The sequence below is a fragment of the Streptomyces sp. NPDC090119 genome (assembly GCF_044747085.1).
GTDB lineage: Bacteria > Actinomycetota > Actinomycetes > Streptomycetales > Streptomycetaceae > Streptomyces.
Genome location: NZ_JBIVDK010000001.1, coordinates 1,407,682 through 1,434,193, shown reverse-complemented (window position 1 = coordinate 1,434,193; position 26,512 = coordinate 1,407,682). Strand labels below are relative to the sequence as shown.

At 69.0% G+C, this 26,512-nt stretch carries 21 protein-coding genes and 1 pseudogene; 18 read left to right on the top strand and 4 right to left on the bottom strand.

Going from position 1 to position 26,512, the window contains the following annotated elements; genetic code table 11:
- The first annotated feature begins 39 nt into the window (after positions 1–39).
- The 4 genes and pseudogenes from ACIPPM_RS06530 (at position 40) to ACIPPM_RS06515 (ending at position 3,269) form a co-directional block, all read left to right on the top strand.
- Positions 40–1,116, top strand: coding sequence for a S1 family peptidase (locus ACIPPM_RS06530; RefSeq protein WP_401444216.1), 1,077 nt, complete (start codon positions 40–42; stop codon positions 1,114–1,116).
- A gap of 203 nt (positions 1,117–1,319) precedes the next feature.
- On the top strand, positions 1,320–2,225 hold the full coding sequence (locus ACIPPM_RS06525; RefSeq protein ID WP_401443746.1) for a hypothetical protein: 906 nt from the start codon (positions 1,320–1,322) through the stop codon (positions 2,223–2,225).
- 408 nt (positions 2,226–2,633) lie between these two features.
- A pseudogene (locus ACIPPM_RS06520) lies at positions 2,634–2,989 on the top strand (ferric reductase); the annotation flags it as partial.
- A 109-nt stretch (positions 2,990–3,098) separates the two neighbouring features.
- Positions 3,099–3,269, top strand: coding sequence for a hypothetical protein (locus tag ACIPPM_RS06515; RefSeq protein ID WP_401443744.1), 171 nt, complete (start codon positions 3,099–3,101; stop codon positions 3,267–3,269).
- 9 nt (positions 3,270–3,278) lie between these two features.
- Here ACIPPM_RS06515 and ACIPPM_RS06510 read toward each other — a convergent pair whose 3' ends face one another.
- The 3 genes from ACIPPM_RS06510 to ACIPPM_RS06500 form a co-directional block, all read right to left on the bottom strand.
- The gene (locus tag ACIPPM_RS06510) at positions 3,279–4,643 is read right to left on the bottom strand and encodes an NAD(P)/FAD-dependent oxidoreductase (protein ID WP_401443742.1); all 1,365 of its coding nucleotides are present in this window, start codon (positions 4,641–4,643) and stop codon (positions 3,279–3,281) included.
- Between the two features lie 254 nt (positions 4,644–4,897).
- Complete coding sequence (locus ACIPPM_RS06505) at positions 4,898–6,133, bottom strand: PucR family transcriptional regulator (protein WP_401443739.1); 1,236 nt, start codon at positions 6,131–6,133, stop codon at positions 4,898–4,900.
- A gap of 239 nt (positions 6,134–6,372) precedes the next feature.
- On the bottom strand, positions 6,373–7,821 hold the full coding sequence (locus ACIPPM_RS06500) for an APC family permease (protein WP_401443737.1): 1,449 nt from the start codon (positions 7,819–7,821) through the stop codon (positions 6,373–6,375).
- Between the two features lie 180 nt (positions 7,822–8,001).
- Between ACIPPM_RS06500 and ACIPPM_RS06495 the strand changes: the two genes are divergently transcribed.
- The 14 genes from ACIPPM_RS06495 to ACIPPM_RS06430 all read left to right on the top strand — a co-directional run bounded on the left by ACIPPM_RS06495 (position 8,002) and on the right by ACIPPM_RS06430 (position 24,526).
- Positions 8,002–9,537: a flavin-containing monooxygenase gene (locus tag ACIPPM_RS06495; protein WP_401443735.1), complete on the top strand. Its 1,536-nt coding sequence runs from the start codon at positions 8,002–8,004 to the stop codon at positions 9,535–9,537.
- Positions 9,530–10,456 carry an alpha/beta fold hydrolase gene (locus ACIPPM_RS06490; RefSeq protein ID WP_401443733.1) on the top strand — a complete coding sequence of 309 codons (927 nt, stop codon included), beginning with the start codon at positions 9,530–9,532 and terminating at the stop codon, positions 10,454–10,456. The genes ACIPPM_RS06495 and ACIPPM_RS06490 overlap by 8 nt, the downstream gene beginning before the upstream one ends.
- A complete protein-coding gene (locus ACIPPM_RS06485; RefSeq protein ID WP_401443731.1) occupies positions 10,440–11,834 on the top strand; it encodes a flavin monoamine oxidase family protein in 1,395 nt (464 codons plus the stop codon). Before ACIPPM_RS06490 ends, ACIPPM_RS06485 begins: the two co-directional genes overlap by 17 nt.
- The gene (locus ACIPPM_RS06480) at positions 11,831–12,556 is read left to right on the top strand and encodes a transporter (RefSeq protein ID WP_401443729.1); all 726 of its coding nucleotides are present in this window, start codon (positions 11,831–11,833) and stop codon (positions 12,554–12,556) included. The genes ACIPPM_RS06485 and ACIPPM_RS06480 overlap by 4 nt, the downstream gene beginning before the upstream one ends.
- Complete coding sequence (locus ACIPPM_RS06475; RefSeq protein ID WP_401443727.1) at positions 12,553–13,911, top strand: NAD-dependent succinate-semialdehyde dehydrogenase; 1,359 nt, start codon at positions 12,553–12,555, stop codon at positions 13,909–13,911. The genes ACIPPM_RS06480 and ACIPPM_RS06475 overlap by 4 nt, the downstream gene beginning before the upstream one ends.
- Positions 13,912–13,940: 29 nt before the next feature.
- Positions 13,941–15,056, top strand: a complete 1,116-nt coding sequence (locus tag ACIPPM_RS06470; RefSeq protein WP_401443724.1) for a Zn-dependent alcohol dehydrogenase — start codon at positions 13,941–13,943, stop codon at positions 15,054–15,056.
- Positions 15,057–15,073: 17 nt separating this feature from the next.
- Positions 15,074–16,330, top strand: a complete 1,257-nt coding sequence (locus ACIPPM_RS06465; RefSeq protein WP_401443722.1) for an aspartate aminotransferase family protein — start codon at positions 15,074–15,076, stop codon at positions 16,328–16,330.
- A gap of 99 nt (positions 16,331–16,429) precedes the next feature.
- Positions 16,430–17,986: a long-chain fatty acid--CoA ligase gene (locus tag ACIPPM_RS06460; protein ID WP_401443720.1), complete on the top strand. Its 1,557-nt coding sequence runs from the start codon at positions 16,430–16,432 to the stop codon at positions 17,984–17,986.
- A gap of 41 nt (positions 17,987–18,027) precedes the next feature.
- Positions 18,028–19,707, top strand: a complete 1,680-nt coding sequence (locus tag ACIPPM_RS06455; RefSeq protein ID WP_401443718.1) for a class I adenylate-forming enzyme family protein — start codon at positions 18,028–18,030, stop codon at positions 19,705–19,707.
- A 3-nt stretch (positions 19,708–19,710) separates the two neighbouring features.
- Positions 19,711–20,493, top strand: coding sequence for an SDR family oxidoreductase (locus ACIPPM_RS06450; RefSeq protein ID WP_401443716.1), 783 nt, complete (start codon positions 19,711–19,713; stop codon positions 20,491–20,493).
- 28 nt (positions 20,494–20,521) lie between these two features.
- A complete protein-coding gene (locus tag ACIPPM_RS06445; RefSeq protein ID WP_401443713.1) occupies positions 20,522–21,760 on the top strand; it encodes an acyl-CoA dehydrogenase family protein in 1,239 nt (412 codons plus the stop codon).
- On the top strand, positions 21,760–22,860 hold the full coding sequence (locus ACIPPM_RS06440; RefSeq protein ID WP_401443710.1) for a phosphotransferase family protein: 1,101 nt from the start codon (positions 21,760–21,762) through the stop codon (positions 22,858–22,860). The genes ACIPPM_RS06445 and ACIPPM_RS06440 overlap by 1 nt, the downstream gene beginning before the upstream one ends.
- 84 nt (positions 22,861–22,944) lie before the next feature.
- The gene (locus tag ACIPPM_RS06435; protein ID WP_401443708.1) at positions 22,945–23,811 is read left to right on the top strand and encodes a phytanoyl-CoA dioxygenase family protein; all 867 of its coding nucleotides are present in this window, start codon (positions 22,945–22,947) and stop codon (positions 23,809–23,811) included.
- A gap of 262 nt (positions 23,812–24,073) precedes the next feature.
- The gene (locus ACIPPM_RS06430; RefSeq protein ID WP_401443705.1) at positions 24,074–24,526 is read left to right on the top strand and encodes a hypothetical protein; all 453 of its coding nucleotides are present in this window, start codon (positions 24,074–24,076) and stop codon (positions 24,524–24,526) included.
- A 149-nt stretch (positions 24,527–24,675) separates the two neighbouring features.
- Here the strand turns inward: ACIPPM_RS06430 and ACIPPM_RS06425 are convergent, their stop codons facing one another.
- Positions 24,676–26,427 carry a phosphatidylglycerol lysyltransferase domain-containing protein gene (locus ACIPPM_RS06425; RefSeq protein ID WP_401443703.1) on the bottom strand — a complete coding sequence of 584 codons (1,752 nt, stop codon included), beginning with the start codon at positions 26,425–26,427 and terminating at the stop codon, positions 24,676–24,678.
- Between the last annotated feature and the right edge of the window lie 85 nt (positions 26,428–26,512).

Below are 26,512 nucleotides of genomic sequence, written 5' to 3'. Positions count from 1 at the left end.
CGTGAAGTGCACCGAGGAATAGCCACGATGGCGGGGGGCGTGGTTCTCGTGCTGGGTTCCATGCCGGCCGCGCAGGCGGCTCCGCCGGCCCTCACCGATCCCGTCAAGGCCGAAGCGATTGCTGAGCGCTTGGGCAGCGATCGGACGGCAGGTGTCTACTACCGCAACGACCGAGTTGTCGTGGCCGTCACCGATCAGGGCGCTGCGGAGACCGTACGCAACGCCGGCGCGACACCGGAGGTCGTCTCCCACAGTGCGGCCGAACTCGGATCAGCAAAAGCCAGACTGGATCAACTGCCCGGCATCCCGAACACCGCATGGCGCGTCGACCAGGCAAGCAACCGGGTGGTCGTCCAGGTGTATGACGGAGTTTCCTCAGCCGACCGGTCCGTCATAGAGGACGCCGTCTCCAGGTACGGCGACACGGTCGAGATCACGGAGCACTCCGGAAAGATCGAGCGATCCTCCTACGAGATGCGCGGCGGTGTGGGCATCACGTCGACTTACCAGCGCAGCGGCCAGTGGTGGAGCACCTTTTGCACCGCCGCCTTCAACGTGCAGAACAGCTCCGGCAAGAAGTACTTCCTCACCGCCGGACACTGCTTGGAAGACGGTTATGCCGAGTACTGGAACCGACGCAGTGGCGATATCCCTCTCGGCAAGAACACCGCCAACTGGGAATACGGCAACGACTCGAACCAGTCCGACTACGCAGTGGTCGAGTACACCAATGCCAATGTCGTTCCGTACGGGACGGTCCAGTACAGGGACGGCTCGTCGAGTCAGATCACTCGCTCCGCTTCTCCCTTCGAAGGCGAGAAGGTGAAGCGTGTCGGTACGGTGAGCCAGGACCTGGACGGAATGGTGCTGGGGACTGAGGCGACGGTCACCTACGACGACGGCACCACCCTGCGTCACATGATCGAGGCGAGTACCTGCGATATGCATGGTGACAGTGGCGGGGCGCTGTTCAGCGGCGAGACGGCCCTGGGCATCACCTCGGGCGGCAACTATCTGGAAAAGCCCTGCGGGGACACTGACGGCCAAGCAGATCGCAGTAGTTGGTACGAACCCGTATGGCGCGTGCTCGGCTGGGAGAACCTGGCGGTCTACTAGCCGGTGGTGCCGGAGGCCGTCCCCGCACCGCTTGCGTCCGCCGCTGAAAACGGGCCCGGCCGGCGGTGCGGGGAGCCGTCCATGAACCCGGCGGCCATCTTCTGCGTCGAAGCCATGGACCAGGGGCGGCATCCCCGAGTTGGCGAGTCACAGTGTCGCTCTTCGAGCAGGGCATCCTTCACAGGCGATCTCGAGGTAACTCCATGAACACACATGCCAAAGGCGTTCTCGGCACGTTGCTCGTGACCGGGCTGGGTTTCTGCCTCCTTGCCTCGTGCGGCAAAGGCTCCCCCGGAGACGGCAGTCACACCGAGTCAGCGCAGAGTCAGAAAAGGCGTGCTCGCCAAGTGGCAGAAGCCTGGGAGGGATCTGCGTCCGCGAGCATCTGGAACAAGGGTTACTACCCGATGGGAGACGTCGTACAGGGGCCGCCGTCCGGTTGGCACAGCCAGGCGGACAAACGAGCCTTCGAGGCCAAGAACTATGTCCTGAGCGGCAAGTTGCCGACGGCCGGTGCCCAGCAGGGGAAGGTGAGCTGGAAGAACGGAGACGCTCTCGATCGCCCACTGTCGAGCGCTCAGGCGGCGTACGATTCACTCGCCCTCAACAACACCAAGGGACCTCACCTGACCGTGACGGGAGCACGGCTCGGCGAAGCAACAATCGTCACTTCCCGCGGCGAGGCGAAGGTTCCCGCCTGGCTGTTCACTCTGCACGGCTACGACGAACCGCTGAAGCGCCTCGCGGTTTCCCCCTCCCGCCTCCCCAAATCGCCCATCAAGCAACTCGGTCAAGGGGAATCCGGTGGACTCCGGAGCCTCGCCGGGCTGGCCGACATGCCGAACGACGGTCGATTCGTCACGGTGGTGGCCACACATGGATCCTGCGACGACGGACCTGTTGTGAAGGCTTTTGAGACCGACCAGAGTGTCGTGCTGTATGCCGCGGTCGTCGGCGAGCGCGAGGGGCCCTGTAACGCCTCGATGGCTGAGCAGAGGGTGAAAGTGGAACTGCGAGAGCCAGTCGCTGACCGCATCCTCATCGACGCCCTCACCGGCCGGCCGATCCCGTACGCCGACCGGAACGGATCGTCGCCCAGCTGGACGTGACTCAGCCTCGATCTTGCCTGAGGAGCAGCAGCCGATCGGGCGGCCCCGTACAGGATCAGAGTTGGACCGCGCCCCTGCCGGAGCTCGCCTCGATGAGATCTATCGTCCGTTTCGACGAGCTGGCGGCGGGGGTCGGCGATGCGAGTGAGCCTCGCGGAGGCCGTGCCACCGCCCGCCATCGTCGCGGTGACCTCTTGCTGCCCGCGGGTCGCGACACCAGACACCTCCACATCCAATGGGCCGGGCCGGTCACGGAGCGCCAGCGGGGAGCGGGAGGCGACCGCCAGGTCGAACAAGCGCAGGATGCGCTCGGTCTCGCCGCAGAGCGGGGCGTGCACCGCTTCGGTGGCCAGGGTGAGGACGCGTTCGGTGACCGGGCGGGTGCCGCCCGCGCGCGAGGCGGCCTAGGTGGTGCTGCACTACCCGGACATGTTGAAGGCGCTCGCCGCCCTGGTGATCTTCCTGGTTACAGCCGTGGTCTCGGCGCGGGCCGCGCGCGGCCCGGCTCAGCCACGAGACCTGGTGCCACCTGCATCTGGCGACCTACGCCGCGGTGTTCCTCGCCTTCGGCCATCAGTTGTCCATGGGCGCCGACTTCGCCGGTGATCCCGTGGCGCAGGCGTGCTGGTACGGCGTGGTCGCGGCACTGGTCTGCTGGTTCCGGGTCCTGAAGCCTGTCCGGCTGTCCCGCCGGCATCGGCTGCGGGGTCGCCGAGGTACGCTCCGAGGGTCCGGGGGTGGTGTCGGTGCTGATCACGGGCCGTCGCTGACCGATGTCGACGAGATCGCGCGTGTACGGGCGCGGCTGGATCTGGTCCTGCTCGCGGTCGCCGGAGCGCCCCCTCCCCCGCCAACTCCGCCTCGGCCAGCGTCATGACGACCGTCGGCATGGTCGAGGAGGGCGCCATCCGGGAGCACGTCCGCAAGGGCGGACGCTGGCGCGACTCGGTCGTTCACGCGATCCTCGACCACGAGTGGGCCACCGTGTCCGCAGGGCCCGCCTGCCCGTCCGCGGGGAGAGCGGCCGGGCCTGGCGAGCAGTAGCCGGCACCTTCAGGAGTTCCCGCGCCTGCGGCGACGGAGCGTCCGTCGCGCCAGCGTCCTGCTGCCGCTGAGGAAGTCGTTGAACCGGTCCACCCCGGAGATGGTTCGGAGGACGAACGGCTGCATCAGCAGCGACATCGACGCCGAGTACTTCGAGGTGTTCGACCAGATACCGGCGAGGTCGTCCGCCATCTCACCGTCGACCATGTAGTCGGCGAGCTGATGGGCCACGTACGGCACCTGACAGAGGCCGTGGCCGTTGCAGGCCATCGAGTAGAAGACGTTGTCGCCCACCTGCCCGGCGACCGACAGCCAGTCCGGGCTGATGCCGATCCAACCGCCCCAGGCCCGCTCGATGGCCACGTCGGACAGCGTCGGGAACCGGTTGGCCAGGTCCTTCCCCATGTCCTGCACCACAACGGGGTCCGGGACCCGGTCCGGGAGCGGGAACGTCTGGCCGCGCTGCGCCTGGCGGACACCGCAGACGATGGTGTTGCGCTCGGTGAGCCGGTAGTGGGTCATCACCTGGTGCTGGGTGATGATGCCGCACCGACTGGTCCAGTCCAGCTCGGCGAGCCGCTCCGGCGCGATGGGCTCCGACTCGATCTCGATGACGTACAGCGGCGTCGCGAGGTTCTTGGGCGTGATGTCCCACTCGCCACCGTAGGCGTTGGTCGCGAGCATCACCTTGCTGGCCCGCACGGTGCCGTGCGGTGTCGTGATCTCGACGATGCCGCGTGTCCGCCGGACATCGCTCACCCGCGTCTGCTCGTAGACCTGGGCCGAGGAGGCGAGCACCGCGCGACGCACACCGCGAGCGAGCTTGCCCGGGTTCAGCATCCCGCCGATGGATTCCCGCATACCGCCCACGAAGCCCATGGGGAGGCCGAGTTCCTCGCGGTTCCCGACGGTCCCGCCGCCACCGAAGGCGCGCAGGATCGCCGCCTGGGTGCGCACCCTGAGCATCATGAGGGGCGAGACCGCACCCCACACCAGGCCGTTCGCCACGTAGTCGCACTCGATGTCGTGCGTCTTCATGAGGTTTTCCACGTAGCGGCCGGCGTGCTCCGCCAGTTTGGCCATGACGGGCATCTTCTTCGGGGACTGGACGCTGAGCATCCGCAGGTCGCCACCCGGCGCCCCGGCGATCTGACCGCCGTTGCGCGAGGCCGAGCCGTAGCCGCAGAACTCGGCCTCCAGCAGGACCACGTCCTGGCCGCGCTCCGAGAGGCGCAGCACGGCCGCCATGCCACCCATGCCGCCGCCGATGACGGCGATGTCGCAGGTGAGGTCCCCGTCCAGTGCGGGCCGCACGTCATCCGGCCGGTCGATCCAGCCGGTGAAGTTGCTGTACGTCGTGGTGTCGGTCCTCATGGTGTCCTGATCTCCTTTACGTGGGTTTGTCCTGCATGCTCCGCGTCAAGGTCTGCTCGGCGGCGCGTCCGAAGCGCTCGCTCCCGTTCAGCGGATCGACCGTGACAGGCAAATGACTAAGTCATTTGATCTACTTTTACGGTACCACGGCCCCATCACGGGCTCAGGTGTGGTTGTCAGGGCTGTTCACGGGCCGGTGGACGCTTGCCCCCTCACCGGTTCCCGTCCTGCGTCGGCGCCCGCTACGTCCGGGTTCAGCCCGGGTGGACAGCCACGATGTCGGGCGCGATGTCCAGCACCAGCAGTGCCGCCGCGACGTGCGCCGGGTTGTCCTCCACCTTGACGGCCGAGAGCTCATTGGCCCGCGATACCCGCCGCTCGACGGTGTTGCGGTGCGCGTAGAGGTTGGCGGCCGCGCGCGTGGTGTTGAAGCCGCACTGCACGTAGGTGAGGAGCGCCTGCCGTAGAGCCGGGTCGGCCTCGGCCAGCGGCCCGAGGGTGTTGACGACGAACCGACGCGCGCTGGCACGGTCCTTCGTGAGCGCGTCGATCAGCTCGACGTCGGCGTAGGCGGTGAATCGCCGGGCGGACCCGAGCCGGATGACCAGCGCCTGCGCCGCCAGGGCGCCTTGGTGGCTGGACCGGAAGCCTTCGAGACCGCGTCCGGGCCTTCCCACCGCCGCGTGGACCTGGTCGGTCTCCGCGAGGGCCTTCGCCACATGGAGAAGGTCGGGGACGGCCTCCCCCGAGAGCCAGATCCACCGCGACGTGGCACTGGCACGCGCCACCAGGGCGCACCGGCCCCCGGCCGCGGAGCGCACGGCGGAGACCGCCTGGTCCAGGGCGTCGGCCTGCCGCGGGTCGTCGATCCACAGCACGAGACCGACGTGCCACCGCGCCATCCGGTAGCGCAGGCGCCCTTCGGCGAGATCCTCCGCCATCGGTGCCCCGCTGGCGATGAGCTGGATCAGTGCGATCCCCTCGGAATCCGTGTTGTCCATCGCCGCGGCCAGACCGGCCTGGCGCAGGGCCGCGACCGAGTCGAGGGCGTACTGCACCAGCGACTTCCCCGTCACGTCCAGCACCCCTACGAGGAGGTCGGGGTCGGCGCAGTCCGCCACGCACTCCTCCAGCCATCGCCGCCAGCCGATCCCCAGTGCCACGCGCCAGGCGACGGCGAAGTCCGGCGCGATGCCACGGCAGACGAGATCGTTGATGTACGCCGTGGTCCGCGGGCCGACGTAGGGTTCCACCCGCCGTCCCGGTTGCTGCACGTTCGAGGTCAGCCACTGGACGAGATCGGAGCGGTTGAGCTCGCGGTCCTCCTCGACCAGCGACGCGTCCGCGAGGAGGGCCGGATCGTTCTGCGCGAGGAGCGAGGGCCTCGCGAAGGCGTCGACCATGGCCTCCGTTTCCGTGAGCAGCCGCTGGCACAGTGACCTGATCACATCAGCGACCTCGTGGGAGGGCGCGGGCCACAGCTCTTCCATGTCCTTAGTTTCCCCTGATCGCGAGGGGCCGATGCTGCCGAGGTGCCGGGTCACCAACAGTCGCACGGCCCATCTACCACCGCGGGCATGGGTCTCCAGGAGTCCGCGGGCAGCGTTTAGCTTCACTAAACCGCGCGGCAGGTTTATCAGGCTGGCGGCACGGCCGCAAGGGACTCGACGCGAAGTACCTGAGCGAGTTCGGGTAGGTCCTGTCGCCCACCCCGCCGCCCGCGGAGCTCCTAGAGCTGATCGAAGACGGCCGGTCGGCGTGCGCGCAGGACGAGAGCCTGCACCGCCCCGGCCACGGCCGAGAGGACGACGAGCCCGCCCATCACCCAGGCGCCCGCCACGGTGCCGACGAGCAGCGGGAAGTTGATGACCATGAAGAAGACCACACAGGCCAGACCGAGGAAAGCCACCACCGGAGCCACCACCGTGCGCCACACCGACTGCCGCTCAGCGGCGCGCCGGAAGAAGCCGATCACCGCGAGGCTGGTGGCCGCCATCAGCAGGACGATGCCGAGGGTGGCGGCGCCGGAGAACCAGGCGTAGAGATCTCCGATCGGGTCGAGTCCGAGCGCGGCGACGACGAGCGTGATGGCGAAGGCGACCGCCGAGGCGACGGCCGAGGACGCCGACGGCGCGCGGTGCCGGGGGTGAACGACCCCCAGCGAGGCCGGAAGGACACCGGCCCGGGACAACGTGAACTGGTAGCGCGTCACGACGTTGTGGAAAGCCAGCACGCAGGCGAACTGACTGGTGATCAGGAGTACCTGCATCACGTCGGCCCAGACCGCGCCGACGTACGTCCGGGCCACGGTGAGGACCAAGCCCTCGGGGTCGGCCTTCGCGGCCCCGGTCACCGCGTCGACGCCCACGCCCACCGCGACCGCCCACACGGTGAACGAGTAGAAGACGCCGATGATCAGGATCGCGACATACGTGGCCTTCGGGACCGTGACATCGGGGTCCTTCGCCTCGTTGCGGAAGACGGCCGTCGCCTCGAAGCCGATGAACCCGAAGACGGCGAACATCATGCCGAGGCCCGGTGAGCCGGTCCCCACCATCGAAGGGGACAACGGTTCGGCCGTCAGTCCGTGGGCGCCCCCATGGCCCACGATGCCGAAGTCCATGACCAGGAGCAGCAGGGACTCCACCACCAGCACGACACTGAGCACCTTGGCACTCAGCTCGATGTCGCGATAGCCGAGGAAAGCGATGACGCCCAGCGACACAAGTGCCCACAGCCACCACGGGGAGTCGATGCCGGGGTACCGCGCGATGACGTTGCGCGTCGCGACGCCGACGTAGGCGTTCACCCCCACGAGAAGCAACGTGTAGGAGAAGAGCGCGAGGGTCGCGGCCGACAGACCGGGTATCCGGCCCAGCCCCGCCTGGACGTAGGCGTAGAAGGCGCCCGCGTCACGTACCCGGCCGGCCATCAGCGTGAAGCCGACCGCGAAGACCAGCAGCAACACGGTCGCCAGCGCGAAGAAGAGCGGCATTCCCGGGCTGTCGCTCGCCGCGAAGCCGAGCGGCACACCGCCGATCACCAGCCCGAGCGGCGCCGCCGCGGCTACGACCATGAACACGATCTGCGATACGCCGAGCCCACGGTCGAGCAGGGCCACCGATCCTGCCTCACCCCCGGATGCTTCGCCGTGCCCTGTCTTCGAGAGGCCGCTCATGTCGACCGCCTTTCAGCTCATGGGCCGGTTCCGGCCGCCGATCACCGTAAGGGCGCGGCTGTGCGACTGGCTTGTGCACGGTGCACCTGACCTGGGCGAAGCAGGTGCTCACTGTCGTTCTCACCGCGTTCGTGGCTGACGACAGTGAGATGACCGCCACAGGAACAGCGAGGAAACGCCATGACAGCTGAGGTGTTGGACGCCGTCGAGGAGTTCGACGTGGTGATCATCGGAGCAGGGATCTCCGGGATCGGCGCGGCCGCTAATTTCAGCCGGGAGCTCCCCCACAAGTCGCTCGCCGTGCTGGAAGCGCGAGACGACATCGGGGGCACCTGGGACCTGTTCCGCTATCCCGGCATCCGCTCCGACTCCGACCTGCACACGTTCGGTTACGACTTCAAGCCGTGGCGCCACGAGGTCGCGATCGCCGACGCTCCGCTCATCAGGGAGTACCTGCGGGAGGCGGTCGAGGAGAACAAGGTGGACCACGTCCTCAAGCTCCGCCACCGGGTCGTCAGCGCGGAATGGTCGTCGGCGGATTCGAGGTGGACCCTCACCGTCCAGACGCCGGACCCGGTCACGGGTGCCACCCGGACCAAGACGATCCACGCGGGATGGGTCTTCGCCGCCACCGGCTACTACCGGTACGACCAGGGATTCTCCCCGGAGTTCCCCGGCCAGGACGACTTCGAGGGGCAGATCGTCCATCCCCAGCACTGGCCCGAGGGTCTCGACTACAGCGGGAAGAAGGTCGTGATCATCGGCAGCGGGGCGACCGCGATCACGCTGGCGCCGTCCATGACCGCCGGGCCGGGCGCCGCCCGGCACGTGACGATGCTGCAGCGCACTCCCACCTACGTCATGGCGCTCCCCCGGATCGACCGGATCGCCCTCGCGCTCACGAAGCTGTTCGGAGAGAAACGCGGGTACTCCGTGACCCGGTTCAAGAACATCTGGTTCGACCGGGCCGTCGTCAAGGGGCTGCGGACCTTCCCCAAGGCCGGGCGGGCGCTGATCCGGCGCGAGAACATCAAGCGCCTGCCCAAGGGATTCGACGTCGACAAGCACTTCAACCCGCCGTACGACCCCTGGGACCAGCGGCTGTGCCTGGCACCGGACGGCGACTTCTTCGACGCGATCAAGGAGGGCAGGACGTCCGTCGTCACCGACACCGTGGCAAGGTTCAGCAAGCGCGGCATCGTCCTGTCGTCGGGCGAGGAGCTGGAGGCCGACGTCATCGTCACCGCGACGGGACTGAACCTGCGGCTCTTCGACGGCATGCCCATCACGGTCGACGGGCGCCAGATCGACGTCGCGGACACCCTCTGTTACCGCGGCATGCTGCTGAGCGGGCTCCCGAACTGGGCGATGGCGATCGGCTACACCACCTCGTCCTGGACGCTCAAGGTGAGCCTGATGTGTCGTTACTTCATCGACCTGGTCCGGCACATGGACGCCCGCGGATACGACACGGTGGTACCGGTCGCGCCGACGGGGACGGCACTCCGGCCCGTCATGGACCTCAAGGCCGGATACGCGAAGCGCGGCGAGAAGTTCCTGCCGAAGCAGGGGCCGTCCGCCCCCTGGCGGATGGCGATGTCCTACCCGGAGGACGCCAAGGCCCTGCGCGGTCCGGTGGTCGACGAGAATCTCGAGTTCGGTGTCGGCCGGTCCGGCGCGCGGCGACCCGGCGGGAAGCGGGCGACCCGTGTCTGAGACGAACGGCGCCGACCAGTACGCGACTCTGCCGTCCGGACTGACCATCTGCTTCCGGGACTTCGGCGACAAGGCCGACCCCGCGATACTGCTCATCGCCGGACTGGGCGAGGACCTCACCTTCTGGACCGACTCGTTCTTCGGCTCACTCGTCAGCCGCGGCTTCCGAGTCGTCGCGATCGACAACCGCGACGTGGGCCAGTCCACCTTCGTCGCCACTCCCCCTCCCGCGCTCTGGCGTCAGATCGCCGCCCGGCCGCGCGGCGACGCGTACACGCTGGCCGACATGGCTCAGGACGCCATCGGCGTACTCGACCATCTCGGGATTTCGCAGGCCCACGTGGTCGGCCGGTCGATGGGCGGAATGATCGCGCAGACGATCGCGGCCACAGCACCTGAGCGGGTCCTGTCCCTGACCTCGATCTACTCCACCACCGGGGCACGGAAGATCGGCCAGCCGGCTCTGTCGACGATGCGGCTCCTCGCCGCCCCGCCGGCGAAGACCAGGACCGCGGCGGTCCGTGCGCACCTGCGGCTCACCCGGCACGTCGCGGGACTGGGACATCCGATCGATGACGCCGCCGAGGCGGCTGTCGCGGCGCGTGGCTGGGACCGCAGCGCCGGTGATCAGGCGGCCGGCGTCGCGCGCCAGATCCAGGCGATCCAACGCTCTGGAGACCGGACCGCCCAGTTGACCGGAATCACGGCACCGACGCTGGTCATCAACGGTGACCGGGATCTGCTGGTGCACCCGAGCGGCGGCGCCGCGACCGTACGGGCGATCCGTTCGGCGCAGCACGTGGTCATTCCCGGTATGGGCCACCACCTTCCCGAGGCCCTCGTCGGCCCGGTCACGACGTACATCTCGCAGCACGCGAACCGCGTGGGTGAGGGGGGAAACCATGTCCGGATCTCGTAAGCACGGTTCTGGGGACACCGCGGTCGACGTCGTGGTCGTCGGTGCCGGCTTCGCGGGGCTGAGCGCCGCCGAGCGGCTGGTGAGCACCGGGCGGTCCGTGCTGGTGCTGGAGGGCCGCGACCGGGTCGGCGGCCGGTCGTTCTCCGGCGAGGTGGCAGGCGTGAAGGTCGACCTCGGAGCGACGTGGGTGGCAACCCGCCACACGGCCATCCGGGACCTCGCGAGCCGAGTCGGGTGTACCACGACCGACCAGTTCGCCGAGGGTCGCAACGTGCTGTGGATGGCAGGGCGGCGCCGCACCTACAGCGGCACCATTCCCAAGGTGTCCCCCGCGGCCCTGGTGGACATGGCGCGCATGCAGACGGCGGTGAACAAGCTGGTCGCGACCATCGACGTGAACGCCCCATGGGAGACGCCCGGGGCGAGCCGGCTCGACGCCATCTCGTTCGGCGAATGGCTGGACCGTAAGAAAGCACTGCCCAGTACCCGTGCGCTGATGACCGTCATCAGCAAGGTGCAGTGGGGCTGCACCCCGGGAGACGTCTCCCTGCTGCACGTCCTGCGCTACATCCGCGCAGCGGGCGGGCTCGACCACATGCTGGACGTCGAGGGCGGAGCGAACCAGGACCGGTTCGTCGAAACCACCCAGGAGATCGCCAAGCGGGTGGCGGAGCGGCTCGGCGACCGGGTGCGGCTGGAGACACCGGTGCGCGGCATCGCGCAGGACGACAACGGCGTCACTGTCCGCACCGACTCCAGCGAGATCCACGCCAGGTACGCGATCGTCACGGCCACCCCGGAGCACCGTGCCGCCATCGAGTTCGACCCCGCTCTGCCCAAGCAGGCCGAGGGGCTCACCCGAACCTGGCGCATGGGTGTCCTCAGTAAGGCCTTCGTGGCCTACGAGAGGCCGTTCTGGCGGGCCGACGGATGCTCCGGTGAGGCGGTGACCGACACCGGAACCGTGTTCATCACCTTCGACGTGTCACCCGCCCACAGCGGACCGGGCGTCCTGATGACCTTCTGCGACCCCCGCGTCTTCGACGGCTTCGACCCCGAGACCCGACGCGACCTGGTCGTCAAGCAGCTCGTCGACCTCTACGGTCCGCAGGCCCGCACCCCGATCGACTACCTGGACCACTGCTGGGGATCGGAACCGTTCGCCCCGGGCGGCCCCCATCCTGTCGCCGGCCCGCACGCGACCGTGAGCTACGGCAAGGCGCTGACCGAGCCGCACGGCCGCATCCACTGGGCCGGCACCGAAACCGCCGGCGAATGGGCCGGCACCATGAACGGCGCGGTCCTGACGGGCCAGCGCACCGCCGAACGCGTCGTCACCCTCCTGTCCCGCGACGTCCAGGCGGGGGTGTCGCGGTGAAGGACGCGCTCTTCCTGCTGGCCGACCTGTGGATGATCTTCGCCGGGTACTTCTACGGCTGGAAATTCATCCGCCGGTACGGCAACTACCTCCTCGGTCTCGAGTGGATGGTCGTCGCGACGTCGGGCAGCAACTTCCTCATCTGGTCGCTGTCCGGAGCCAACAGCGGCAGTGTCCTGTACGACGTGGCGTACTTCTTCGACGCGTTCTCCAGGTCGGTGGGCATCACGCTCATTCTGGTCATGGGCCTGATGCAGGTCACCCACCGCTGGAAGCCGAGCCTCGGCGTCGATGTCGGCGTGTTCGGGGTCGCGGTCGTGGCGGGCCTGTTCCTCCGGCCCTTCCACGGCGCGGATCTCCACACCGACCGGGGCGCGTTCTCCGTCGCCGCCTTCTATGTCGTCGTCAATCTCCTCACGGCGGTCTTCCTCGGGTACTTCGTCAAGCGGCTCTGGACCGCGGGCGCGAAGCGGTCGGCGATCTGGACGGGTCTGGTCACGGCCGCGGGGACCACCATCGCGTTGACCTACGACTTCTTCCCCCTGCCCTTCGACGACGCGAACCGCACGATCTTCTACACCGCGGCGCTGGCGACGTGGGGCACCCAGGGATTCCTCTACTTCCGCGCCTACCGCACGCTGCACGACCTCAACGCGGCCCCGGACGCGAACGCCATCGGACCGATCACCCGAACCCCGGACACGAAGAGGGAGTCGATATGACGGACAAGCACCTGTACGCGGTGGTGGACCCCGCGACCGGCGAGCTGGTCGAGGAGTACCCCACCGCCACGGACGCGGCTGTCGACGCAGCGCTCGACGCGGCGGTCAACGCCCACGCTCAGTGGTCGAAGCAGACCTCGGTGGCTCAGCGTGCCCAGTTGCTGAGCACCGTCGCCAAACTGCACAACGAGCGCAGTCAGCGACTCGCCGAGATCATCCACCGGGAGATGGGCAAGCCCCTCGACCAGGCCGTCGCGGAGGTGGAGTTCAGCGCGGCCATCTACCAGTACTACGCGGACAACGCGCCCACGTTCCTCGCCGACGAGCCGATCGAGCTGCTGGAAGGAGAGGGCACCGCCTTCGTCCGCCGCCAGCCGGTCGGCGTGCTGCTGGGGATCATGCCCTGGAACTACCCGTACTACCAGGTCGCTCGCTTCGCCGCCCCCAACCTCGCGCTGGGCAACACCATCGTGCTCAAGCACGCACCGCAGTGTCCGGAGTCGGCCGCGGCTCTGCAGCAGCTGTTCACGGACGCGGGTTACCCCGAGGGCGCTTACGTCAACGTCTACGCCACCAACGAGCAGGCCGCCGGCATCATCGCGGACTCCAGGGTGCGAGGCGTCTCCTTCACCGGCTCGGAGCGAGCGGGCGCGGAGGTCGCCGAGAAGGCCGGGCGCAGCCTCAAGAAGGTGGTGCTCGAACTGGGCGGCTCGGACCCCTTCATCGTGCTGTCGACCGACGACCTGGACGCCACGGTCGACGCGGCGGTGGAGACGCGGTTCGAGAACACGGGGCAGGCGTGCAACGCCGGTAAGCGCGTCATCGTCGCCGACGACCTCCATGACGCCTTCCTGGAGAAGTTCACCGAGAAGGTGCTCGCCATGGCCGACGGCCTGGCGCCCCTGTCCTCGGTCGCCGCCGCCGAGCGCCTCGAGGAGCAGGTCGAGCGGGCCACCGCCGAGGGCGCGACCTTCGTCTCCGCGGGACAGCGCGCGGGAGCGTACTTCCCGCCCGGCGTTCTGACCGGCGTGTCACCGGCGGCGGCGTCGGCAGTCGAGGAACTCTTCGGCCCGGTCGCGACCGTCTACCGGGTCGCCTCCGAGGACGAGGCCGTCGAGCTGGCGAACGCGACCCCGTACGGACTCGGTTCCTATGTGTTCACGACGGACGCCGAGCAGGCGATACGCGTCGCCGACCAGATCGACGCGGGCATGGTCTTCGTCAACGGTGTCGGCCTCGAAGGCGCGGAACTGCCGTTCGGCGGTGTCAAGCGGTCCGGCTTCGGCCGCGAACTGGGCCGGGCCGGAATCGACGAGTTCGCCAACAAGAAGCTCATCCGCACCGCTCGGACCTGATCGCCACAGCGCACGGAAGGACACCTGACATGACCATCGAATTCGACGCCGCCGTTTTCCGGACCCCGAACGAACCACTGACGATCGAGAGGGTGACTGTCCCCTCGACACCCCCGCCCGGCGACGTGCTCGTACGGCTCAAGGCGAGCGGGGTGTGCCACAGCGACCTGCACGTGCTCCTAGGCGAATGGGACGTGCCCGCGCCGATGATCCTCGGCCATGAGGGGTCGGGCGTCATCGAGAGTGTCGGCGACGGCGTCACGACGCTGAAGCCGGGCGATCACGTCGTGCTGTCCTGGACGCCTTCCTGTCGCCGCTGCCGCTACTGCATCAGTGGCAGGCCGGTCCTCTGCGACATGGTCAGCGAGCACTCGGCGAACCACCTGTCGTTCGACGGCCGGTCCCGGATCACGTCCGTCGGCGACGGCGACGTGTACAGCTTCGCCGGCCTCGGAACGTTCGGCGAGTACGCCGTGGTGCCGGAATCCGGCGCGATCGCCATCCGGGACGACGCCCCGTTCGAACAGTCGGCTCTGGTCGGATGCGCCGTCACGACCGGAGTCGGCGCGGCCGTCAACACCGCCAAGGTGCGTCCGAGCGACACCGTGGTGGTCCTGGGCTGCGGCGGCGTCGGCCTGAACGCGATCCAGGGAGCCCGGCTCGCCGGGGCCCGGAAGATCATCGCCGCGGACATCTCCGACGAGAAGCTCGAGCAGGCACGCGTCTTCGGCGCGACCGATCTGATCAACAACGGCCGCGAGGACTTCGCGGACCGGGTGCGCCAACTCACCGACGGGCGCGGCGTGGAGATCGCCATCGAGGCGATCGGGCTGCCGCGCACCATTGAAGCGGCCTACGAGGTGCTGGCGCGGGGCGGCACCGCGGTGGTCGCCGGGCAGGTCGCGGACGGCATGCGGGTCTCCATCGATCCCTTCGTCATGTCCGATCAGGAACTCTCGCTCATCGGCTCCAACTACGGGTCCAGCAAGCCTGCTTCCGACTTCCCGTTGCTGATCGACCACTACATGAACGACCGCATCGACCTCGACTCCCTCGTGACGAGCGTGATCGGTCTGAAGGACATCAACGAGGCGTTCGACCAGATGAAGCGCGGCATCGGCATCCGCTCGGTGATCACGTACTGAAAGGCGGGGACTGTCACATGGCCCTGGAATCATCACGCTCGGCCTTCGAGCGGGCCCGCCGGAGCATCGGCGGGGGTGTGGGTTCCGGCCTGCGCGCCACCATGCCGCCCCATCCGCTCTTCGTGCGGGAGGCGCGGGGCGCGTACGTCTGGGACCTGGACGGCGACCGGTACACCGACTATGTGATGGCCTGGGGCCCACTGGTCCTCGGTCACGGTGACCGGCGCGTGCTGTCCGCCATGTCCGAGGTGGCGGCGAAGATGCAGGTCGTCGGCACCGGCCACCCGCTGGAGTATCTCGCGGCGGAAGCGGTGCTCGATGCCGTGCCGCACGGCGAGCGCCTGCTGTGGAGCAACACGGGGACCGAGGCGGTGCAGGTCGCACTGCGGCTGGCGCGCGCCGCCACCGGGCGGCGCCGCGTGCTCAAGTTCGCCAGGAGCTACCACGGTTGGCATGACACCGTGTACGCCGGGATGTCCGAGGACGACTGCGATCGGGCCGCGACGCCCGGCGGACCGGGGCAGTCGGCCAGCGTGCTGGACGACCTGGTCGTGGCACGCTTCAACGACGTGCGACTGGCCGAGCGCCTGCTGAGCGAGGCCGTCGAGCGCGACATCGCGGCAGTGCTCGTCGACCCGGTGATGAGCAACGCGGGCGTCGAGGCACCCGCACCGGAGTTCCTGTCGACGCTGCGCACTCTCTGCGACCGGCACGGCGTGGTCCTCGTCTTCGACGAGGTGATCGCCGGGTTCCGGATCGCCCGGGGCGGGGCGGCCGAGAAGTACGGCGTACGGCCCGACCTGTCCGTCTTCGGCAAGGCGATGGCGGGCGGTTTCACCCAGAGCGCCGTCGTGGGCCGGGCGGAGCTGGTGGATCAGGTGGCGACCGGTGTCGTGCATGCCGGAACCTTCAACGCCAACCCGATCGCACTGGCCGCCGTCGAGGCGACGATGCGCGTCCTGGCGGACCCCGCGGTCTACGAGCTGCTCGACCAGCGGGGGTCCGAGTTCGAAGCCCTCGTCGGTGGCGTCCTCCGTGCGTCTCCTGGCGCCGGACGCTTCAACAGGGTCGGCTCGCTCCTGCAGTACGTCCCCGCCGACGGCGCCACCGGACTCCACGGAACCGGCGGACTCTGGACCAAGATCCTCGAAGGGATGCTGCGCCGAAGTGTCCTCTTCATGCCGTCCGGCAAGGTCTTCCTCAGCACGGCGCACACCACCGCCGACATCGAGGCGACCGCCGAGGCCCTGGACCGAACCCTGCGGCAGTCGTGACCGCTCCATCAAGCCACCTCTGATCCCCACCCACTCCGGGCCAGGCCGTGTGTTCCATGCTCCGCGGCCTGGCCCGGCCCCACCCTCCCGGAAGACACCATGCTGAACCTGTCGGTCCTGCTCGAGGACTCCGCGCGCACGCACCCGAACCGGGACGCGGTCGTCCTCGGCACTACGCGCCTCACCTACGCGCAAGTCGACGCCGCCGCCAACCGGGTCGCCAACCTCTTGGCCGACCGAGGTGTCCGGCCCGGTGACAAGGTCGCGCTCAGTTGCCCGAACCTGCCCAGCTTCCCGATCGTCTACTACGGCATCCTCAAGGCCGGTGCGGTCGTCGTACCCCTCAACATCCTGCTCAAGCGCCGGGAGATCGCCTACCACCTCGCCGACTCGGAGGCCAAGGCGTACTTCTGCTTCGAAGGCGACGCGGCCCTGCCGATGGGTGCGGAGGGACACGCCGGGTTCAGCGAGACCGCGGGCTGCGAGCACTTCTTCCTCATCACCGCCGATCCGGCGGCCAAATCCCCGATCGAGGGCGTCCAGACCATGGGCGCCGCGCTGCGGGGCACGGCGACGACGTTCGACAGCGTGGGCACCTCGGGGGACGACCCGGCCGTGCTCCTCTACACCAGCGGTACGACAGGGCAGCCGAAGGGCGCCGAGCTCAGCCACGCCAACCTGGTTCTCAACACCCTCGCGTGCAACCGGGTGCTGGAGAACAAGCCTGCCTCGGACACTCATCTGGTCGTGCTGCCGCTGTTCCACTCCTTCGGCGCGACCGTGCAGATGAACGCCGGCTTCTCGACGGCGAGCACACTGGTGCTGCTGCCACGGTTCGACGCCCGGCAGGCGGTGTCCCTGCTGCGGCAGGAGGACATCACCGTCTTCGCGGGCGTCCCCACCATGTGGTGGGGCCTGTTGGGGGCGCTCACCGACGATGTCGACGTCGAACGCATCGCGCGGAACCTGCGCGTCGGTGTCTCCGGCGGTTCCGCACTCCCCGCAGAGATCATCAAGAAGGTCAGGGAGCGGCTGGGCGTCCAGGTCCGGGAGGGCTACGGCCTCTCCGAGACCTCGCCGGTGGTGACCTTCAGCGACCCGGCGCGGGAGCCTCGGCCCGGTTCCATCGGCGTGCCGATCTGGGGAGTGGAGCTCAAGCTCGTCAAGCCGGACTGGTCGGAGGTCGAGGACGACGGCACGGGCAGCGCCATCGGGGAGATCGCGGTCAAGGGCCACAACGTGATGAAGGGTTACCACGGCCGCCCCGAGGCGACCGCCGAAGCCGTCAGGGACGGCTGGTTCCGCACCGGCGACCTGGCCCGCCGGGACAAGGACGGCCTCTACTACATCGTCGACCGGGCAAAGGACCTCATCATCCGCGGCGGCTTCAACGTGTACCCGCGCGAGATCGAGGAGGTCCTGATGACGCACCCGGCGATCAGCCTGGCCGCGGTCGTCGGCGTGCCGCACGAGAGCCACGGCGAGGAGATCAAGGCGTTCATCATCCTCGACCGTGACGCCGAGGCCCATCCCGACGAGCTGATCGCCTGGGGCAAGGAGCAGATGGCCGGGTACAAGTACCCGCGCATCGTGGAGATCGTGCGGACCCTTCCGATGACGTCCACCGGGAAGATCCTCAAGCGCGAGCTCGCGTGACGGCTCGGCACACGCATGGACCTCGGCAGGAAGGACGACAGATGACGATGGATGAGGGTCGGCAGGGGGCCACGTCTCTCGACGGGTCCGGTACGGCAACGGCTTCGGCCCCCGCCTCACTGGTGGCCGCGTGGCAGGACCGGGTGGCGCGGAACCCGGAGGGCGTGGCGCTGCGCTACTTCGACGGGGCCCTGTCCGCAAGGGAGTTGGACTCCGCGACGGATGCCCTGGCCGCCGCGTTCGAGGCGCGCGGAACCAAGCGGGGCGACCGTGTCGGCGTGTACCTCCAGAACGTGCCGGGGTACGTGCTGGTGTTGCTGGCCCTGTGGAAGCTGGGAGCCACCGCGCTGGGGCTCAACCCCATGTACAAGCGGCAGGAGTTGCGCCGCATCATCGACGACTCCGGGGCGGTCGGCGTCGTCTGCGCGGACGCGGACGTCCACGAGACGCTCGGCACGCTGGCGGGCAGCTCGGTGCGGTGGCTGGTCAGCACGTCGGCCCTGGACCACCAGTCGAGGAACGACCCGCGCGTCCTCGCGACGACGCGGCGCCACGCCCCGGCGCCGGACGGCGACCTGGTGGCCCTCATCGACGAGTTCGCGGGACGCGGCCCCTCGCCGGTGCAACTGACCCGCGACGACGTCGCGTTCCTGACGTACACCTCCGGTACGACCGGCCCGCCGAAGGGTGCCATGAACACCCACGGCAACGTCCTCGCCGTGGTGGCGACCTGTGCGCCCTGGACCGGGGTGAGCGCGGGGGACGTCGTGTTCGCCATGGCCCCGCTGTTCCACATCACCGGCGCGGTGGTCAACGCGGCGATCTCCCTGCTCACCGACACCACGCTCGTCCTGGCCGGCCGGTTCCACCCCGAGGTCGCCCTGGAGGCGTTCGCCGAGCACGGGGTGACCTACACGATCGGCTCGATCACGGCGTACAACGCGATCTTCGAGCTGCCGCACGCCGGGCCGGAACACTTCGCCTCGGTGAAGAACCTGTACTCGGGTGGGGCGCCGATCCCGCCCGCGACCGTGGAGCGGTTCCAGGAGCGGTTCGGCGCCTACATCCACAACGGTTACGGGATGACCGAGACGACGTCCGCCGTCATCGCGGTGCCCGCCGGGCTCAGGGCGCCGGTGCACCTGCCGAGCGGCACGCTGTCCATCGGCAAGCCGCTGCCCGGTCTCACCGCGCGGGTCGTGGACCCCGAGGGACGGCCGGTGCCGCACGGGGAGCAGGGCGAACTGGAGCTGAGCGGGCCGCAGGTGGTGCCGGGGTACTGGGGAAAGCCCGATGTCACGGAGCTGACGATGCCGGAGGGGCGGCTGCGCACCGGTGACGTGGCCGTCATCGACCAGGAGGGCTGGGTCTATCTCGTGGACCGGCTCAAGGACCAGATCAACGTGTCCGGCTACAAGGTCTGGCCGCGCGAGGTCGAGGACGCGCTGTACGAGCACCCCTCGGTGCTGGAGGCCGCCGTGGTCGGGCGGCCGGACGAGTACCGCGGCGAGACGGTGGTCGCCTACGTCTCCCTCAAGTCCGGCCTGAGCGCCACCGAGGACGAGCTGATCGCCTTCACCCGCGACCGGCTGGCCGCCTACAAGTGTCCCCGCCAGGTCCACTTCATCGCCGACCTGCCCAAGACCCAGACCGGCAAGATCCGCCGCGCCGAACTCCGCGGCCTCGACGGACCGGGGGCGTTCTCCCCCACGAAGGACTGATCCATGAGCGACAACCACACCGATCGGGGCCGTTTCTCGGGCCGCGTCGCCGTCGTGACCGGAGCGAGCCGGGGCATCGGCCTCGCCGTGGCGGAACGGCTCGTCGCCGAAGGTGCGCGCGTGTGCATCACGGCGCGTAGCACCGGCCCGCTCGAGGAAGCCGCGGCTTCCTTCCCTCCGGGCAGCGTCATCACGGTCGCCGGTAAGGCCGACGATCGCGAGCATCGCCGCGAGGTCTTCGACACCGTCGCCCGCGAGTTCGGCGGGCTGGACGTCCTGGTGAACAACGCGGGCATCAATCCCGCGTACGGCCCTGTCGTCGGACTCGACCTCGACGCCGCACGCAAGGTACTGGAGGTCAATGTCCTCGCCACCCTCGCCTGGGTGCAGGACGCGGTGGCCCACCCGAAGCTCGGTTTCAGCGAACGCCGCGGCACGGTCGTGAACCTCTCCTCCGTCACCGGCGAGACCCCGGCACCCGGCATCGGCTTCTACGGGGTGAGCAAGGCGGCGGTGTCCCACCTGACCAGGACTCTCGCCGTCGAGCTCGGCCCGGAGATACGCGTCAACGCGGTGGCTCCCGCAGTGGTGAAGACCCGGTTCGCCGAAGCCCTGTACGAGGGCAAGGAAGCCGAGGTGGCCGCCGACTACCCCCTGCGGCGTCTGGGCGTGCCGTCCGACATCGCCTCGGCGGTGGCGTACCTGGCCTCGGAGGACTCCTCCTGGGTCACCGGCCACGTCCTCACCGTCGACGGCGGCCTCACGGTCGCCGGCGGCACCGCGTGACGACCCTGACCACCGACGAAGGACAACCATGACTTTCCCTCACCTTCCGCCCCACGTCGCGGACCTGCGTGAGCGCACCCGCCGGTTCGTCCGCGAGGTCGTCGTCGACGCGGAGCCCGCACCGGGCGAACGCCTCGACCGCGCCACCCGTGACCGGCTGCAGTCCGCGGCGAAGGAGGCGGGTGTCTTCGCGCCGCTCGTGCCGACGGAGTTCGGCGGGCAGGGCCTGCCCATCGAGCACTGGTCACCGATTCTCCAGGAGGCCGGCTACTCGCCGGTCGGCCCGGTCGCGCTCAACTGCATGGCACCCGACGAGGGGAACATGCACATGCTGGAGCAGATCGCGACCGAGGAGCAGAAGAAGCGCTATCTCGCGCCCCTGGCGGCGGGGGAGGTCCGTTCGTGCTTCGGCATGACCGAGCCCCACCCCGGAGCGGGGTCCGACCCGGCCGCGCTGCGGACCAAGGCCGTGCGTGCCGACGGCGGCTGGATCATCGACGGCCACAAGCGCTTCACCAGCGGTGCCGTGGGTGCCGCGTTCTGCATCGTCATGGCGCGTACTCCGGCCGTGGACGGCTCTCCGGAGGGGGCCACGATGTTCCTGGTCGACATGACGAACCCCGGGCTCCGGGGCGGCGAGGCGATCCACACCGTCGATCGCTCCATCGACGGCGGTCACCCGCACCTGTACATCGAGAACTGCTTCGTCCCCGACGACGCGGTACTCGGCGAGGTCGGACTCGGGTTCCGCTACGCGCAGGTCCGGCTCGGACCGGCGCGTCTCACCCACTGCATGCGGTGGCTGGGGCTGGCACGGCGGGCGCACGACATCGCACTCGACCGGGCCGGGAAGCGGGAGTTGTTCGGCGGCACGATCGATTCACTCGGCCTGGCGCAGCACCTGATCGCGGAGTCCGTGATCGACATCGAGACGTCCGACGCGATCATCACCAAGACCGCGGCGCTGCTGCAGAGTGACCCGAAGGCGGGCTCGGCGATGTCTTCGGTCGCGAAGGTGCACTGCTCGGAGGCGATCTTCCGGGTGATCGACCGTGCCATCCAGATCTGCGGCGGGGACGGGGTCTCCGACGGACTCCCGCTGGCGCAGTTCCTGAACGAGGTCCGCCCGTTCCGCATCTACGACGGCTCCAACGAGACCCACAGGTGGGCCATCGCCCGCCGCGCCTCGGCAGGACGCGGCGCCGCGGTCCGGGCCGGGGAGTCGTACCAGGGCGATGCGGTCGTGGGCCGGGACGGAGGCGCGTGATGCTCACTGTCCCCGACGGCGTGGAAGTCGTAGCGAGTTGGGAGAGCGCCCGTCGTCTCGACAGCCCTCCGCTCCTGATCCTCGACTCGGTCACCGGCTTCCTCGACCAGCACGGCATCGGCAGCGGCCCGATCGCCTGGCAGCGCATCGGTGACGGCCACTCCAACGTCACCTACCTGATCGAGCGCGGTGACAGGTCCGTCGTCCTGCGTCGCGGGCCGCGTCCACCACTGCCGAAGTCGACACACGACATGGTGCGCGAGGCCCGTATCCAGAGCATCCTCGGCCGGCACGGGGTACCGGTGCCGGAGATCATCGCCGTGTGCGAGGACGAGTCGCTCCTCGGTGTGCCGTTCTACGTCATGTCCCGGCTCGACGGCACGGTCATCACCGACACCATCCCGCCGCACCTCTCCTCCGCCGGACAACGCGTGGCCACCAGCGAGGCGGTCGTCGATGTCCTGGTCGCGCTGCACAGCATCGACGTGACCGAAGGCGAACTCGCCTCCCTGGGCTTCCCCGAGGGATACCTCCGCCGTCAGGTCGACAGGTTCCGCGGGCTGTGGGAGGTCAACACCACCCGCAGCCTGCCCGCGGTGGAGCGCATCGGGGACTGGCTCGGCCGTAACCTGCCGACGAGCGGTACGGCCTCGGTGGTGCACGGCGACTACCGCATGGGCAACCTCATGTTCGCGCCCGAGGCTCCGGCCAGGGTCCTCGGTGTCCTCGACTGGGAGATGGCCACCCTCGGCGACCCGCTCGCGGACCTGGGGTACCTGACCGCCACCTATTCCGAGGCAGGCAGCCCCGCCACCCCTCTCGAACTCACCCGGGTGACCCGGTCGCCCGGCTACCTCACCCAGCGCCAGCTGGCGGAGCGTTACCAGTCCCGGACGGGCCTCGATCTCACCGCGCTGCCCTGGTACCAGGCCCTCGCCCTGTGGAAGGCAGCGATCTTCTCCGAGGCCATCTACACCCGCTGGCAGCGTGGTGAGCGACCCCATGACACGTCCTTCGGACCGTCGCTCGAAGCGGGTGTCCCCCGACTGCTGGAGCGGGCCGGCCAGTACGCCGGTCTGACGGCGGCCACGCGCCGCTGATCTCACCGACTCGGCCCGGTCCCGGTCTCCAGCTGCACCAAGAAGTCACGTGACCAACGAAGTTCACGCCAAGAAGGAGATTCCATGACAGTGGAGAAGCAGACCCAGACCTTGTCGTCGGTGACGACCGACACTCCGACGGAGGAGATTCTCGGGCTCCTGGCCCGTGACGGAGGCGTCATCGTCAAGGGTTTCCTGACGACGGAGCAGATGAGCCACTTCAACACCGAGATCGAGCCGCCGTTGCAGGCGCTCCGTCCGGGCTCGACCCACGAGAACGAGATGGTGGCCGCCTTCCATGGCAGCAACACCAAGCGGCTCACGAACCTCGTCACGCACAGCGCGACGTTCCGCAACGAGATCCTCGAACACTCCCTGGTCCACGAGGTCTGCGACCAGATCTTCCTCCCGGAGTCGGGGACGTACTGGATGACCACCGCCCAGGTGATCGAGATCGGCCCCCACAGCCAGGCCCAGATGCTGCACCGGGACCTGGAGAACTGGTTCCCGTTCATCGGGATGGGGCCCGACGGCCCGGAAGTCACCCTCAACTTCCTCATCGCCCTGACCGACTTCACGGAGGAGAACGGCGCCACGCGCGTCATCCCGGGGAGCAACCACTGGAGCGACTTCGAGGACCGCGGGACTCCTGAGCAGACCGTCCCCGCGATCATGAACGCCGGAGACGCTCTCCTCTTCAGCGGCAAGACCGCGCACGGTGGTGGCGCCAACCAGACCGACGACGAGTACCGGCGGGCCGTGGCCTTCGCCCTCAATCCGGGCTTCCTCACCGGTGAGGAGGCGTACCCCTTCCTGGTCGACATGGAAGTCGCCAGGACGCTCTCGCCGCGAGTCCAGCGCATGCTCGGGTTCCGCTCCCAGTACCCGACGGGCTCTCCCGGCCTGTGGCAGGTCGACTACGCCGACCTGGGTGACTACCTCGATCTCTGAGAGACGAGCCGCAGCCTCTCGACGCGGAGATGGTTCCGCATTCCCTCACCTTTAGGCGAGAGGCAGGTCTCATCCTTCGCCGGAGCCCAGACGCGATTTTCCATACAAAGTATGTTTCACTGGCAGAAGTTTCCATACGACGTATGGAACTCGGGGTGCAGCCCATCGTGGCGTCCTCTCGTCCGGACAGCACCCCGCGAATCGCACCAGTGATCTCAACAGCCTTTGCGCTGCTGGACCACTCCAACCGAAGGAGAAAACTGTGAAGAACTTCGCGAAGCGCATGAGCGTCGCCGTCGCCTCTCTGACGATGGCCGGCGGAGCCCTTCTGGGTGCCGGCGGCGCGGCGTCAGCCGCGACGCCGACGTCCGGGCAGGTCAAGAGCGTGGCCGTCAGCACCGAGGCGATGGACCACGGCCGGGGCGGCATCCACCACCACGACCGGGACCACCGCCAGCACGCGGACCGCGACCACGACCACCGGGACGGCAAGCACGGCCAGCGCTGGAGCCGGGACCACGACCACCGCTGGAACCGTGGCCACGACCACCGCTGGAACCGGGACGCCGACTGTCGCTGGGATCGCCACTACGACTGGCGTGGGGACCACCGTGACGGCGACCGGCACGACCGTCACAACGACGACCGGCGTCACAGCACGGACCGTGACCGTGCGAACGGCCACGGCGCCAATCCGTACAGCGCCGCTCGCTGATCCAAAGGCCGCGTCTGCCCGTAAACCCGACCACACGTCGGACGGGCGCCTCTGACCGGCGGAACCGGAACCGCCCGCGGGCGGTTCCGGTTCCAGGGCGAGGACACCTCTACGTCAGCGACCCGTCCAGTAGTGAGGGCGGCCAAGCCTCAGCGGACGCGTTCCAACTGCTTGCGGTGCAGCCACTTAGGCAGTCCCGGCGCTTCCAGGAAACCCTCGGCCCGGGCGGCGGCCAGCCCGATGCGCAGTACGTCGGTGCTCTTCTCGAACAGCATGTAGCGGGGTTCCCAGGCCGGGCGGTACTTCGCGTTGGCGCGGTACAGCGACTCGATCTGCCACCAACGGGAGAAGAAGGCGAGCAGGGAGCGCCACAGCCGCAGTACCGGGCCCGCGCCGAGCCGTGCGCCACGCTCGAAGACGGAGCGGAACATGGCGAAGTTGAGCGACAGTTGGCTGATCCGGGCCTCGTCGGCGCGCTGGATGAGGTCCAGCACCATGAACTCGATCAGCCCGTTGTCGGACTCCCGGTCCCGGCGCATCAGGTCCAGCGAAAGCCCCTTGTCCCCCCAGGGGACGAAGCTCAGCAGCGCCCGCAAGCGGCCGTCAGCGTCCGTGCACTCGAGCATCAGGCAGTCACCGTCGGCAGGGTCACCCAGCCGCCCGAGCGCCATCGAGAAGCCCCGCTCGGTGTCCCCGTCACGCCAGTCATCGGCGAGGCGCACCAGCTCAGCCATCTCCCCGGCGGGGATCTCGGCGTGGCGCCGGATACGCACGGTGTACCCGGCCCGCCGGACCCGGTGGTACGCCTGCCGGACGCCGCGCATGGCACGGCCTTCCAGGGTGAAGTCCGCGATGTCGACGATCGCCTCGTCCCCCAGCTCCAAGGCGTCCAGGCCATGCCGCGCGTACACAATTCCGCCGCGCTCGCTCGCGCCCATGACCGCGGGCGTCCAGCCGTGTTCGCGGGCCTCGGTGAGCCAGCGGTCGATCGCGCCCGGCCACGCCTCGGGGTCGCCCAGCGGATCGGCCGAGGCCAGCGAGACCCCGCCGACCACCCGGTAGGTCACCGCGGCCTTGCCGCTGGGCGAGAAGACGACGCTCTTGTCCCGGCGCAGCGCGAAATAGCCCAGCGAGTCCGCCTGCCCGTGCCGCACCAGCAACTCACGCAGCCGGTCTTCATCGGCGGCGGTGATCGGGTCCGTGGCGCGCACCGAGCGGAACGCGGCCCACAGCACGGCCACGAACACCGCCGCGCTCGCGATGTTGATCACCGCGTCGGCCCAGCTCGGCGTGGAGATACCGGGGAAGTCGCCCTGCGCGGGGTCCATGGAGACCGCGCGCATCAGGCCGTAGGCCCAGCGGTCGACGAAGGTGGAGGACCGTGCGGGTGCCTCGTCTGCGACGGTGACCAGGAGGGCGGCCAGGACCGAGGTGACCAGGAGACCGCCGGCCGCGGTCAGGACGGCACGCCTGGGGTTGGAGCGATCCCCCTTGGCGTAGAACTCGCGTCGCCCCGCCAGCAGGGCGCCCGCGAACAGCACGGTCAGCGCCAGTGAGAGCCAGTTCTGCGCATGTGCCCGGAACTCGGGGACGAACGCCAGGACCGCCGCGAACACCGCGCCGAGGAGGCCGGACAGCGCCAGGTTGAGTATCCAGGCGGCCCGCTTGCGCCTGCGCAGGGTCACCGCCAGGAAGACCGCGAACGCGCCGGACGCGAAGCCGGGCGTGACCAGATAGGGCGTGAACAGTTCCGCCGTGTTGTGCCGCCGGATGTCCTCACCGAAGGACACCCACACCGCGCCGAGCACGTTCACGGCGGCGACCACGCGGAGATACCCGATCCCGAAAGCGGCGCCCCGCCGTGCCCATCTGCCGTCAGGCCGGTCCTCACCCGTACTCAAGCGATGTCTCCAGACCTTGACGAGGATGGTTTGCAGACATCCACACTAAAATGCGATTCGATATCGAGTGCTGGCTCAGCCGGTC

Excerpts from the sequence above, each read along its gene's own strand:
- ACIPPM_RS06505 (WP_401443739.1), bottom strand. The coding sequence starts at position 6,133 with ATGGAAGAGCTGTGGCCCGCGCCCTCCCACGAGGTCGCTGATGTGATC.
- ACIPPM_RS06440 (WP_401443710.1), top strand. The coding sequence starts at position 21,760 with ATGCTCACTGTCCCCGACGGCGTGGAAGTCGTAGCGAGTTGGGAGAGC.
- ACIPPM_RS06525 (WP_401443746.1), top strand. The coding sequence starts at position 1,320 with ATGAACACACATGCCAAAGGCGTTCTCGGCACGTTGCTCGTGACCGGG.
- ACIPPM_RS06485 (WP_401443731.1), top strand. The coding sequence starts at position 10,440 with ATGTCCGGATCTCGTAAGCACGGTTCTGGGGACACCGCGGTCGACGTC.
- ACIPPM_RS06475 (WP_401443727.1), top strand. The coding sequence starts at position 12,553 with ATGACGGACAAGCACCTGTACGCGGTGGTGGACCCCGCGACCGGCGAG.
- ACIPPM_RS06465 (WP_401443722.1), top strand. The coding sequence starts at position 15,074 with ATGGCCCTGGAATCATCACGCTCGGCCTTCGAGCGGGCCCGCCGGAGC.
- ACIPPM_RS06455 (WP_401443718.1), top strand. The coding sequence starts at position 18,028 with ATGACGATGGATGAGGGTCGGCAGGGGGCCACGTCTCTCGACGGGTCC.
- ACIPPM_RS06500 (WP_401443737.1), bottom strand. The coding sequence starts at position 7,821 with ATGAGCGGCCTCTCGAAGACAGGGCACGGCGAAGCATCCGGGGGTGAG.
- ACIPPM_RS06495 (WP_401443735.1), top strand. The coding sequence starts at position 8,002 with ATGACAGCTGAGGTGTTGGACGCCGTCGAGGAGTTCGACGTGGTGATC.
- ACIPPM_RS06515 (WP_401443744.1), top strand. The coding sequence starts at position 3,099 with ATGACGACCGTCGGCATGGTCGAGGAGGGCGCCATCCGGGAGCACGTC.
- ACIPPM_RS06445 (WP_401443713.1), top strand. The coding sequence starts at position 20,522 with ATGACTTTCCCTCACCTTCCGCCCCACGTCGCGGACCTGCGTGAGCGC.
- ACIPPM_RS06510 (WP_401443742.1), bottom strand. The coding sequence starts at position 4,643 with ATGAGGACCGACACCACGACGTACAGCAACTTCACCGGCTGGATCGAC.
- ACIPPM_RS06450 (WP_401443716.1), top strand. The coding sequence starts at position 19,711 with ATGAGCGACAACCACACCGATCGGGGCCGTTTCTCGGGCCGCGTCGCC.
- ACIPPM_RS06435 (WP_401443708.1), top strand. The coding sequence starts at position 22,945 with ATGACAGTGGAGAAGCAGACCCAGACCTTGTCGTCGGTGACGACCGAC.
- ACIPPM_RS06470 (WP_401443724.1), top strand. The coding sequence starts at position 13,941 with ATGACCATCGAATTCGACGCCGCCGTTTTCCGGACCCCGAACGAACCA.
- ACIPPM_RS06460 (WP_401443720.1), top strand. The coding sequence starts at position 16,430 with ATGCTGAACCTGTCGGTCCTGCTCGAGGACTCCGCGCGCACGCACCCG.